The organism is Xylanibacter ruminicola 23 (assembly GCF_000025925.1).
GTDB lineage: Bacteria > Bacteroidota > Bacteroidia > Bacteroidales > Bacteroidaceae > Prevotella > Prevotella ruminicola.
Window position 1 is genome coordinate 3,288,914 of sequence record NC_014033.1, and the last position, 13,278, is coordinate 3,302,191.

A 13,278-nucleotide genomic window follows, 5' to 3' on the forward strand; every position below is an offset into this window, starting at 1 on the left:
ATTTTGTTCATATTTCCGTATTTTTCTTTTGCATTATTAAATATGTTTTGTACTTTTGCAACAACAAACTAATCTTATGATAAGATGATAAAGAAATTAACCGTTTTGATGTTTGCCGCTTTGTTATCGTTCAGCGGCGCAAGTGCAATTACTTCGTGCAGTAATGATGATGTAGAAGCTACTGTACAAAAATCGTATTTTGAGTCCTGGAACAAGTGTGAGGCACTGACAGCCTTGCAGGAGTATGTTGAGGATGTGACTAACCCGAAATCGCCGAACTATATCAGCGAGGAAGACCGTATTGCCACCTTTGATATGGACGGCACCTTTGTGGGGGAGCTTTATCCTACTTATTTTGAGTATAATCTGCTGGAGTACCGTGTGCTCGACGATGCTGACTACCGCGACAAAGCTCCCGAGGATGTGCGTACAGCAGCCCAGAACATCCGAGACTTTGTGCGTAACGGCACGGCGTTGCCCGACCATTTCGATATGATTCATGCCAAAGCCGCTGCCAAAGCTTATGCTGGTATGACGCTGGCCGAGTTTGATGCCTACGTAAAAGCCTATGCTGCTAAGACTGCTAACGGTTTTACAGGTATGACCTATGGTCAGAGCTTCTATCGTCCCATGCTCGAGGTGTTCGAGTATCTGAGGGAGCATGGCTTTACCTATTATGTGGTATCGGGTTCCGATCGTTTTATCTGTCGTGCATTGGTAGAGTCAATCGGTATTGCACCAAACAGGGTGATAGGTATGGATGTAAGACTGGTGTCTAGCAGTCAGGGCGACGTGGCAGGTGTGAACTATACCATGGGCAAAGAAGAGAACTTGGTGCGTACCGATGAGTTGATTATCAAGAATCTGAAGACCAATAAGGTGCTGCAGATATCACAGGAGATTGGTAAGGTGCCCGTACTGTCGTTTGGTAATAGCGGTGGTGACAGCGCCATGCATAACTACTGCTTGAGCAATAGCAAACACCGTGCTGCCGCCTTTATGCTGGTGGCTGATGATGAGGCTCGCGACCATGCTAACCGCGAAAAGGCACTATCGCTGGCACAGAAGTGGCGCGATAGCGGCTACCATGTAATTTCTATGCGCGACGACTTTAAAACCATCTACGGACCAGAGGTAGTGAAGGTGCCTTTCACCTTCGAATAAGCCCTACGCGGGTTGTCCGATTTGTTTAAAAGTTGTCGTGTATGTTCAAATAATGGTGATAATTGCTGAATTATCTGGAGTTTTTGTTATCTTTGCAAGCAAATAACTACAAAAAGATGACTAATAGAAAACCTGTTTTCGCAATTATAGTTTGTGCAATGCTTGCTCTGTTGATGCTGGGCTGCCAGCGTCAAGGGACTATTGGTACTACACTCGATAAGGATGAGGAGCATGATCTGGTGGTGGCCAATGAACTGTCGAACAGTCGTGTACAGTGTATCGCCGAAGATGCCGATGGCTACTTGTGGATTGGCACCTTCCGTGGCTTGAACCGTTACGATGGTCACGAATATCACCAGTATTTCTGTACATTCGATTCGTTGGGACTGCCTGATAACCAGATACAGAGTCTGCTTTGCGATCAGCAAGGTAGGCTTTGGGTGGCTACCGTAAATGGTGTGTGCCGTTATACCCGACAGGACAATTTTGAATCGATACCGATGCAAACGGGCAACCGGAATGCCCGTAAACTATTGATGGACAGTAAGGGCCGCATATTTGTGTATAATGGTATGGACCTGCTGATGTACGACGAGCAGCATCATATCTTCCTGTCGAAGTTTAACAGAACGGCCACCAATCAGTCGTGGGGCGACTGTTTTATCGATGGCGCCGATAATATCCTGATGGTGAGCGCCGACAATCTGCTGGTCATCAATGGCGAGACGTTTAAACAGAAAGCCGAGGTGAAGGCCGGTCAGCAGTTGGGCTTCTATTTCTTCGAACTGCTGCCCAACGGTTTGCTGTTGTGTTCGGGTAATGGCACGTTGCTGCTCTACGATACCAAGTCGCAGCAGATAATTCCGCTCAGTACCGAGATGCATGAGAGGCTAACAGCTCACAATAGTGTGCTGCAGGCTGCCTGTTTGCTGGATAACAATACCATCCTGCTCAGCACATCACGTAACGGACTCTTTGAATTGAATCTGCTCACTCATACGCTGAAAGGTCAGGCCGACGCTAACTTCACCTTGCCGGTGCCCGATGCCTATGTCACTAAGATTTTCCAGGACTCCAGAAAGAACATCTGGTTGGGCACCTATGATAAGGGCCTTTTTGCCGACTACTATTATAAAGAAAAGTTCGGCGGTAGCGATAACTACTTGAATAGGGTGATTGAGAATTCGTCGGTATTGGCTGTGGCTATCGATAAACAGGCCAATCTGTGGATATCTACGCTGCTGAAGGGGGTGTTTGTGTATCATTCCACCACCCAGAAAGCCGAGCATATCGAGATTGCTGGTCTGCCGGCAGGCGAGAAGAAGAATGCGATCACCAATATCTTCTGCGATAGCGACGGACAGCTTTGGCTTTCTACCACCAGTGGGGTGATGAAGTGCCAGTATGATGGCGCGAAACTGAATATTCTGAGTCAGTGGCAGCTGCCGCCAACGATGTGTTTCGAACAAACCGAGGATGGCACTGTCTGGGCAGCTACAAGCACCACCTATATCTTCGCCTTCAGACCAGGTAGCTCAGAGCCGGAGGCCAAGCAAGCATTTAATGTTGACTTTACGTTTATCCCATCGCTGCTGAAATTAAAGGATGGCTCGATGCTGATATCTGCTTTCTACCAGCCCATCACGAAGATGAACCCTCAAACGGGGAAGCTGAGTGCGTTGGATATCCCCAGCTTGCAGCGTTGCATCCGTCGCAGTGTGTATATCCCTACCGATATGCTTCAGGATGCGAAAGGGAATATCTGGATTGGTACTGTGAGCAATGGGCTGCTGTGCTATTATCCGCAAACCAACGAGGTGCGTCGTATTGCCGGCCTGTCATGTTCGGATGTAGGTAGCATTGAGGAAGACCGACAGGGTAATCTGTGGATTAGTACCATGAAAGGCTTGAACCGTCTCGACCCCAAGACAGGCACGATGACTGCACTTTATAAGGCCGACGGATTGGCTGGCGATGAGTTTGCCGATCGTGCCTCGTGTCAGTTGCCTAATGGCTGTCTGGTGTTCGGCGGTACCGATGGTATCACCATGTTTAATCCTGCAGATATTGATACACTCAGGAATATCCCCCTGAAGTTCTGTCATCTGAAGATTCATAACCAGATGATACGTCCCACAGAGGGCGCTCCCATCGAGTCGATGCTCGATAATTGTCAGGAGGTGCGCCTGAAGCACAGTGAGAATAGTTTCAGCATCTCCTATACCGCCCTCGACTTTGGCGAATACGAGCGTGTACATTATTATTATAAGCTGGATGGATTTGATAACGATTGGATTGATGCCGGTAGCAGGCACGCCGCGGGCTATGCCAATCTGCCTTCGGGCCACTATACCTTCCGTGTGCGTATCACCGATAGTACCAGCGACGAGGCCAGCAGCGACGAACGCCGGATTAGTGTCGTGGTGGAGCCGGCACCGATGTTGTCATGGTGGGCTTGGCTGATCTATCTGGCACTGGGGGCGCTGTTGGCTTGGTATCTCTACCGCAATGCCAAGCGTGTGGTGGCTGCCCGTCGTGCTGCCCGAAAGGCTGAGATGGAGAAGGAGCAGGAGTTGCGTACCAACCAGATGAACATGAGCTTCTTTGCGAATATCGCCCACGAATTCCGCACACCGTTAACGATGATTGCTGGTCCGGTGGGACAGTTGGCTAAGAGTGACCGTGTGGGCGACGAGGAGCGCAGTCTGCTGAGCATTGCCCAGCGCAGCATCCAGCGCATGTTCAAACTGGTCAACCAGCTGATGGATTTTAATAAATTGGAAAACGATACCCTGCGACTGAGTGTGGAACAGCTTGATGTGGTGGAGCTGATGAACAATATCTGCGACACTTTTGAGTTTAATGCGAAGGAAAAGGGACTGACGTTGAGTCGCTTTGGTATGGAAGACCAGCTGATGGCCTGGACCGATGGCGATAAACTGGAAAAGATAGTGAGCAATCTGCTGTCGAATGCGTTGAAGTTTACCCCACGTGGCGGTAGGATAGATGTACACCTGGATGTGGTGGATGATCAGGTGAAGGTGACCATCGCCGATACTGGTAAGGGCATCCCCGAGGAGCATAAAGAGAATATCTTTAAGCGCTTCTACCAGTTGGATAACCAAACCAAGGCTGTTGTAAACTATGGTACGGGCATCGGTCTTTATTATGCCCGTCGATTAGCCGAGCTGCATCATGGAACCTTGACAGCAGGCAACCGTACTGACGGAGAGGGAGCTGTGTTTACCTTGGTTTATCCCATGAATAAAGAGGCATATACCGATGCAGAGCGCAGCCCACTCGAAGGCGACGGCGTTGCCGACTACCGCATCGTGGATTCTCCTGCTTCGGTAGGCTCTCATCTCACACCTCTCACTTCTCACCTCTCAAATGACGACGACAGTCGTCCGACAATCCTTGTTGTTGACGATGATACCGAAATCATCAACTATATGCGAATGCTGTTCTCGCATGATTATCGACTGATTACCTGCCTAGATGCTGACACGGCACTCGAAGAGATGCGTGCCGCAGAACCGAATATCGTTCTGAGCGATGTGGCTATGCCTGGTAAGGATGGCTATCAGCTCTGTCAGGAAATCAAGCAGGATATCCAGCTGAGTCATATCCCTGTTATTCTGGTAACAGCCAAGGTAACAGCCGAAAATCAGGTTGAGGGCTTGAATGTAGGTGCCGATGCCTATGTTACCAAACCTTTCGAGCCCGCTGTACTCTCGGCACTCATCCAGTCGCAGCTGAAGAACCGCGACCGTGTACGTAAGTTGCTCACCAATGCCACTACTACCGAGGATGAAAGCGTGGATAATGCCCTCTCGGAGCAGGATAAGCACTTTATGGAGGAGCTCTACAAGCTGATGGAGGAAGAGTTGTCGAATTCAGAACTCGATGTAACCCGTATTACCAAGATGCTCTATATCTCGCGTACCAAACTCTATTATAAGATAAAGGGTTTGACAGGCGAAACGCCCAGCAGTTTCTTCCGTACCTACAAGTTGAACCGCGCTGCCGAACTGTTAAAGGGTGGTAAGCATACGGTAGCCGAGATTGCGGATATGACGGGCTTCAGTACCCAGAGTCACTTCTCGGTGGTATTCAAGAAACAGTTTGGCGTTACCCCTACCGAGTACAAGGGGTAGGGGTTGTGCAATCGTTTGCCACAGCTATGTTATGGGATTTCTTTTCTGATGCGAACAACGTATCAGAAAAATCCCTATCTTTGCAGCATGAGAATAAACTAAGAACAAAAATGAAACGGATTTTATTAGTAACCGCCATTCTGATGGCAAACGTTTTAACGATGAGTGCAGCAAAAAAACAGGTGATTGATCGTATTGAACCCACCGACTGGTATGTTGGCTTGAAGAATCCTCAGGTACAGCTGATGGTGTACGGAAAAGGTATCCGCGATGTGGCCAGTGTCACAACCGATTATCCAGGGGTGGTCATCGACAGTCTGGTGCGCCTTGATTCGCCCAACTACCTGTTGGTGTATATGAATCTGCGTGATGCACAGCCTGGCACAATGACGTTGAACTTTGGCAAGACCAAGGTACAGTATCAGCTCAAACAGCGCGAGATGAGTGGCGATAAGCGTATGGGCTTTACCAATGCCGATGTGCTCTATATGCTGATGCCCGACCGTTTCGCACAGGGTGCCAATCATCCTACAAAGATAAAGGGCATGCGTAACTATGTAGAGGATCGCACCAAGCCCAGTCTGCGTCATGGTGGCGACCTGAATGGTATCCGCGAGCACCTCGACTACTTTAAGGAGCTGGGCGTAACCGCGCTTTGGTTTACCCCTGTGCTCGAGAATGATTCGCCCGATACCAAGAATGATTTCGCAACCTATCACGGCTATGCCACCACCAATTATTATAAGGTGGACCCCCGCTTTGGTTCGAACGAGGATTATAAGCGCCTTTGTGATGAGGCTCACCAGAAAGGCTTGAAGATTGTGATGGATATGATTTTTAACCACAGCGGTTTTGAGCATCCCTGGACCAAGGATATGCCAACCAAGGACTGGTTGAACACCCCCGAATGGCTGAACGAGCAGCAGAGCGGTCGCGACCCGATGACTGGTTTTACCGCTAATGCCGATGGTTCAGAGCCTGCCAAGAGCGCTTATCTGCAAACATCGTATAAGCTTACCCCAGTGGTTGATCCTTATGCCTCAGAAGTTGATTTGAAAGAAACCGTAGAAGGTTGGTTTGTGCCCTCTATGCCCGATCTCAACCAGCATAACCCTCATCTGATGCGTTATCTCATCCAGAACTCTATCTGGTGGATTGAGACCGTGGGTATCGATGGCATCCGCATGGATACCTATCCTTATGCCTATGCCGATGCAATGGCTCAATGGATGAAGGAACTCGACGACGAATATCCTAACTTTAATACCGTAGGCGAAACATGGGTCACCGAGCCTGCTTACACCGCTGCCTGGCAGAAGGATTCCAAACTCTCAGAGAAGAATAGCTATCTGAAGACAGTCATGGACTTCTCGTTCTTCGACAAGTTGACTCAGGCCAGATTCGAGGAAACAGATGGTTGGTGGAAGGGATTTAACCGTATCTATAACTCGTTTGTTTACGATTATCTCTATCCCAACCCATCGAGTGTGATGGCTTTTATCGAAAACCATGATACCGACCGCTACTTGGGTAATGGCAAAGATACCCTCGCCCTGAAGCAGGCGCTGGCATTGTTGCTCACCGTGAATCGTATTCCCCAACTGTATTATGGTACCGAAGTGCTGATGAACGGCACAAAGGAAAAAACGGATGGTAATGTGCGCAAGGACTTCCCCGGAGGCTTCCCCGGCGATACACATAACTGCTTTACTAAGGAAGGTCGTACGCAGAGCGAACAGGCTATGTTTACCTGGCTTTCTCGCTTGCTGCACTGGCGTCAGGGTAACGATGTGATTATTAAGGGTAAGCAGATTCAGTTTACACCGTTTAATGGCATCTACGTGATTGCCCGTCAGTATCAGGGTAAAACAGCGCTCACCATCCTGAATGGTACATCGAAACCAGCAACACTTGAAGTTGAGCGTTATGCCGAGGTTATTGGAAAGACATCAAAGGCTAAGGATATCCTGACTAATCGTTACTATGATTTGTCGAAGAATTTCGACCTGAAGCCACGTCAGTCGCTCATTCTTGAATTTTAAATAAATAAAACAGAAAGGATTCCCTCCCGCCATGCAGGAGGGAATCCTTTTTGTTTAGCGCTTTTTGAAATTCCACTTACAGTTGTCTGTATTGAAATCGTATTTAGCGAGTGTAGGTGTTGAGTCGCCTGCTGAGTAGAGGCAGAACTCCTTGTTCACGCCCTCCTGACCAGGAATGGCCTTAGGCATGATGCGGTAAGTACCGTCTGTCAGCTGCTCAATACGCCAGAGCTGTTCGTCGGCACCGGTATAGGCAGGAACGGTTGTTACCTCCTTGTTGGCTGTAGCAGCGAGTGCACGGTCGGTACCTTCGATGGTGATCTTGAAGTAAGGATTGCTCAGATAACCACCTGCAGAGTCAACTGGAGTAATGGTCCAGCGCTGGTGAGGACGGTTCATATAGTCGCAGATGCGAGCAGGAATATCACCCTTAGGCCATGTGTCGATTACCTCAGCGAGGGTCTGGTTAGCGATAGGCTTCACAGGCTGCTCCATCTGGTTGCGGTTGAACCAGCCCTGGCGCTCCTGCTTCATGCGAATAAAGTCAACGGTGAGCTCCAAAGCATAACCACGGCGCTCCGACTCAATCCAGAAGTTGCCACCCTTGAAGTTATCACCGGCAACAGGCCAACCGTTCTTCCATACGATAGGACGTACGGCTAATACCGAACGGCCGCTCTGCTCAAAGTCGGCCTCCCAGTGGAACGACATCACCTCAACACCTTCATCGACGATGAAACGTCCGAAGTGACCAGCACCGCAGGCACGGTCTTCGGCTGCTATCACCATCTTTCCTCCGCCATGATACATGTCACGACCTACATTGTCGAGATAAGGACCTTCTACGTTGCAAGAACGGCCCACTACAATATTATAGGTAGAGTTCACACCGTCGCAGCAAGTGCCGTGGGTTCCCAACAGATAGTACCAGCCATCGCGGTACATCAAGTCTGAAGCTTCGCAGTCGATAGCAATATCCTTCTCTTTGTTACCCTTCTTGCGGAAACCGGTCTTGGGGTCGAGCTCAATCAGTCGGATGGTGCCGAAATAGGTACCGTAGCTTACCCACAGGCGTCCTGTCGTGGGGTCTAACAGCAAACCGGGGTCGATGGCATCCTGATCTTCCATGCCGTCAGAGGCGCAAACCTCTACAGCCTCACTCCATTTGAAGTCGGGCGACTTGGGGTCGAGGGTTTTGTTCCACATGGTGAGGATACGACCAGCGTGTCCGCCACCTAAGCCACCACCTGTTGCACCGTAGATGCAGAGGTAACGATCGCCAATCTTCAGTACGTCGGGGGCTGCGCCGCCACCAGGACGGTCGGCGCCGCTATGCCAGCTCCAGCCATCGTCGGTAATGATACCGCCGCCACCAGTGCCAAAGGTGTAGTATTTGCCATCGCACTCAGCGAGTGTCGAGGGGTCGTGAATATAAGGTGCGCCAATTTGCGCATTAGCGGCTGCTGTTACAGCAAGTGCCGCCAGAAGTGTATGTAGTCTTTTCATTTTATTGTGCTTTGATTGTATAGTTAGTTACAGGATTACCTTTCTCGTCGAGGAAACGAACACAGAAGTCGCTCATGCCAGGACCGTTAATAACGGCACCACGCAGGATGTTACGTCCCTTCTTCAGGGTGAGGCGAGCCGACATGGCGTCGTCCTTAACCATGCGGCGGTCGCCAGAGAGCAGCAGAGCCTCCTCGCCATTGAGCCACCACATTGAGGCTGAGTTAGAACCTACGGCCAGGCGTACGTTTTCGATGTCCTCGTCGCAGTCAATGATAGTTACAGCCCAGAAGAGTACGCCGTAAACCTGCTGTCCCCATTTCTCAGCAAAACGGAACAGTTTTACGTTCATGTTCTCGCTGTCGAGAGCATGCCATGTCAGTGTCTGCTTAACGGTTGTTACCTTTGGCTCGGCAGGTGCCTGCTGACCAAAGCCGCGACCGAAGCCGGGAGCTACTTCTACCTTCTTATATTCGGCCTTCACTTTCTGTCCATCCTTTGGAACGATGGTCTGCTGGCCCTTGAAGTACGTTGTGTTAAAGTGCTCGCGCAGATAAGAGTCGGTGAATACGGTATTGCCACTATTGGGCTTGTCGATAGGCTCCAGGAGGAACCAGCGACGAATGAATCCCTCGTTATCGGGCTTAGCGCTAGGCGTGGTCACTGCCGAGAAGTACTTAGGACGGTTCTTGAACTGAATCCAGTCAACACTCACACCAGCATCGCCTTCACAGGTGATTACCAGGTCGGTAACACCCTTTGGCATGTACTCTAATGGGGCTGTGAGTGTGAGCCACTGGTTACTGAAGTCGCGACGGAACATAGCTGGTGCGCCAGCAGGACTCTCGGGCTTCACGGTCATGTCGATCTTAGCGATAATCTTGCCGTTGGATGACTTTTCACGTACGTAGAGTGTGGTATTGCCGGCTGCCTTGGCATTTACAATCAGGTATCCCTCGGTCAGACAGTCGAAGTTTACGTCGTTATACTTAATCCAGCTGCCCTTTACGGGGAGTGTGGCCTGGTAACTACGGAATGTATTAACAGTGTCGATCAGCGATGTGGTTACATCATTGCTGGCCTCGCTGTAGCGGTCGATTTCAATCTTCTCTGTTGCCTCGTTGATACCTGCACCACGCATGGTTGGCTTCACCTCCTGGATAGTGCCGTCGGGGTTGAAGTACAGCTTCTCGATACATACCGAACGGCGCTTGTCGTCGCGGGGCGAGAAGTCGTTGTGGTGATAGAACAGATACCACTGACCCTTGTAGTTGATAATGCTGTGATGGTTGGTCCAGCAGCCGTTGGCATGCTCGGCCATAATCAAGCCTTTGTACTCGTAGGGGCCCATGGGGTTCTTACTCATGGCATAACCGAGAACCTCGGTATTCTCTCTTACATAAGGATAGGTGAGATAATAGTTACCATTATATTCGAAAGCGAATGGACCTTCGGCCTGACGACTTGGCAGTCCCTTCAGGCAGTTCACACCTTTCATTTCAAATTCACGCTCGCCAAATTTTACTTTCTCTGTTGGTGTGTCGTCGGCCAGCTCCTTCATGTTGGGCTTAAGCTTGGCGCAGCGTCCTGCACCCCAGAAAATGTAAGCATTACCATCCGAAGCCTGGAGCACGCAGGGGTCGATACCGCTGATGCCTTTGATGGGCTCTGGCTCTGGAATGAATGGACCCTCAGGATTGTCGGCAACAGCTACGCCGATACCAAATCCAAATCCCTTTCCCTCAGCGGGGGCAGATGGGAAGTAGAAATAGTACTTGCCGTTGCGATAAACACAGTCGGGCGCCCACATCGAGTACGAGTTAGGACGTACCCAGGGCACTTTGTTCTGGGTTACAATCACACCATGATCTGTCCAATCGGTCAGATTCTCTGATGAGAATACGTGGTAGTCTTCCATGCAGAACCAGTCCTGTCGCTGACCAGCGGGTGGCATGATGTCGTGCGATGGATAGAGATACACTTTGTTGTTGAATACGCGAGCCGTCGGGTCTGCCGAGAATTGGTCGCGGATTACCGGATTCTGTGCTAATGATACCAGAGGCACAGACATCAGTAAAGAAATACAAATTTTCTTCATTGGCAATGGTTTGTTATTTATTATAGATAATGTATAGTAATACGTTTAATCGTTAGATTTCAGTTATTTGAGTCTTTTCTTAGGGAAACGTTTAATCCCTTATTACCTTTTTATATATAAATGTTACAAATGCAAAACTGATTGTAACATTCCTCTTCGCAAAGATGCCGCGTTATCACAACGCAGCATCTTACAAATAAAACCAAAACAAGTCTTTTTTAGTATTAATCTGTATAGTCGTATGGTCAGATTCTTATAATTGGTAAGAGAAGCTTCTGGATAGTGGTAAAAGGTTTATGGCTGACTATCACTGATGCCACTTTTGTTGTAACACGTTGCAAATATACGATAAAAATACACTTTCTAACTTTATTTCTTGTAACAAATTCTTTTTGTTTTATATCATTCTTGTTAATTTGTTTTAATATGTGGGTAAATGTTGCTTTTAGCACAAAAAAAAGTGCCGCATCTCGCGACGCAGCACCTTCGAAATACCAAAACAATGTGTCTAATACTAACTACTATAATTCATTTGTTAAACATCCGATTTGATTTAGTTGTTAGCCCAACCACGTACCTGATGCATCTGATCGTTGATTTCGATAACGGTCTGTGGAATTGGCCAGTACTCATTCTTACCAGCTACGAACTGGAGTTTGATACCAGCGTCGGCGAATGGATGATGGATCTTGTAATAGAGCTTGTGAGGCTTGGTCTTTGGAGCAGAACCATCTGAAGGATTCCAGTACTCATCCCACTGCAGAGGAATGTTGTCGAGAACCTTGTCGTAGCACTGCTTAGCAATACCCCAACGTACGATGTCGAACCAACGGCAACCCTCGAACCAGAGCTCATACTGCTTCTCGTCCTGAATGGTCTGCAGGTCAACTGATGAAGAGATGGTCTTAGAACCGGCGCGCTGCTGGATCTTGTTCACATACTTCAGAGCCTCTGAGCTGTTGCCAGATGCCAAGCAAGCCTCGGCATAGAGCAGGTAAGCCTCGCCCAGACGTGCCAGGCACAGGTTGGTGTTGTTACAGTTGTCACCTACAGAGAGGTCAACATCCTTAGGATGACACATCATCTTCACCTCCATGACATCACTGCGAGAGAAAGAACCGGCACTCTTGGTGATACCGCGATTCTCGTCAAATTCCTTCTCGGCACGAGTTGAGAGTTTTCCGCCTGCTTCTACGTCGTCAGCCCATGGGCAAAGTGTTGCATCGTAGAAGAACTCGTCAGAGGTGAGGAAGGTTGCCTTACGACGATAGCTGTCGCCATCATTAGCAAGCATCTTGTGAGCGAAATCCTGGTTGATAGAGCCACCGCCCCAACCACCGGTTGCGCAGATTTGTGGATTCTTACCACCGCCTACGATATCGTCACCACGCCAGTTGAGTACGTTGGCAACCATCCAACGGCCGCGCTGAATGCTACCGCCCCATACACCACCGATAGCAGTGTTAGTGGTATAGTTGAACTCGAAGATCTTCTCCTCGCAACCGTCACCCTCTACGTGGAACAGGTCGCGGAAACGGTTACCGGGAACCAGTGCATAGTTTGAAGACTCAACCAGTGGCTTCAGCAGACTGGCTGCCTTAGCGTTATCACCAGCGAACAGGGCAGATTTTCCACCTACGAACTGAGCAAATCCCTTTGTTACGCGCCAAGCACCTTCCTTGTCGCTCTGACCCTTACGCTCAGGCAGATCGTTTGCTGCTTCTTCGCATTCCTTGACACACCAGTCGAAAATCTCTTTCTGAGAAATGTCGTTAGATGGCTTGTCGGTAGTGATCAGGTGGTCAACCAATGGTGGCTGATAGTAAACCTGTGCAGCCAGCATGTGAGCCCATGCACGCATTACTCTTGCCTCGGCAACAGCCTGTTTCTTAGTAGGTGTGTCAGCGAGTTCGCCACCAAAGTAGTTGATAACCAGGTTGGCAGAGTAGATGGCCTTATAGATGTGGTTGTAAAGGGTGCTGACTGGACCGAAACTGGCATCGTAGCGGAATTCGTTCAACTCACGGAATCCAGTATGGTCGGCCATGTCGCCACCTGCTGCGAATACATCGTCAGATGCATAGTTGATACCTGTGATATAGGCACTCCAGATACCTTCATTACCTCCAATTTCTCCAATGTATGTTGCATACATGGCTGTCACGGCAGACTCTGCATCGGCATCTGTTTTATAGAAGTTACCTGTGCTGCTGGTTGCTTTCTGCTCAATTTCGAGCAAGTCCTGATCGCACGAAGTGCACATCATGCCAGCAGAAAGCAGAGCAACTGAAAATAATATCTTTTTCATATT

General features: G+C 49.2%; 6 protein-coding genes and 1 pseudogene. 3 read left to right on the top strand and 4 right to left on the bottom strand.

What is annotated here, in order from left to right:
- The first annotated feature begins 84 nt into the window (after nt 1-84).
- The 3 genes from PRU_RS13835 (at nt 85) to PRU_RS13845 (ending at nt 7,363) form a co-directional block, all read left to right on the top strand.
- Nucleotides 85-1,164, top strand: a complete 1,080-nt coding sequence (locus PRU_RS13835) for an HAD family hydrolase (RefSeq protein WP_013063153.1) — start codon at nt 85-87, stop codon at nt 1,162-1,164.
- Nucleotides 1,165-1,280: 116 nt separating this feature from the next.
- Nucleotides 1,281-5,321 carry a two-component regulator propeller domain-containing protein gene (locus tag PRU_RS13840; protein WP_013064289.1) on the top strand — a complete coding sequence of 1,347 codons (4,041 nt, stop codon included), beginning with the start codon at nt 1,281-1,283 and terminating at the stop codon, nt 5,319-5,321.
- Nucleotides 5,322-5,431: 110 nt separating this feature from the next.
- Nucleotides 5,432-7,363 carry an alpha-amylase family glycosyl hydrolase gene (locus PRU_RS13845; RefSeq protein ID WP_013063995.1) on the top strand — a complete coding sequence of 644 codons (1,932 nt, stop codon included), beginning with the start codon at nt 5,432-5,434 and terminating at the stop codon, nt 7,361-7,363.
- Between the two features lie 54 nt (nt 7,364-7,417).
- On the opposite strand, the gene PRU_RS13850 is transcribed toward PRU_RS13845, so the two are convergent.
- The 4 genes and pseudogenes from PRU_RS13850 to PRU_RS13865 form a co-directional block, all read right to left on the bottom strand.
- Complete coding sequence (locus tag PRU_RS13850) at nt 7,418-8,869, bottom strand: family 43 glycosylhydrolase (RefSeq protein ID WP_013064013.1); 1,452 nt, start codon at nt 8,867-8,869, stop codon at nt 7,418-7,420.
- Between the two features lies 1 nt (nt 8,870).
- Nucleotides 8,871-9,569 carry an acetylxylan esterase gene (locus PRU_RS16460; RefSeq protein WP_373314246.1) on the bottom strand — a complete coding sequence of 233 codons (699 nt, stop codon included), beginning with the start codon at nt 9,567-9,569 and terminating at the stop codon, nt 8,871-8,873.
- Nucleotides 9,570-10,040: 471 nt separating this feature from the next.
- Nucleotides 10,041-10,967 (bottom strand): annotated as a pseudogene (locus PRU_RS16465) (family 43 glycosylhydrolase); the annotation flags it as partial.
- A gap of 553 nt (nt 10,968-11,520) precedes the next feature.
- Nucleotides 11,521-13,275: a RagB/SusD family nutrient uptake outer membrane protein gene (locus PRU_RS13865; RefSeq protein WP_013065068.1), complete on the bottom strand. Its 1,755-nt coding sequence runs from the start codon at nt 13,273-13,275 to the stop codon at nt 11,521-11,523.
- Between the last annotated feature and the right edge of the window lie 3 nt (nt 13,276-13,278).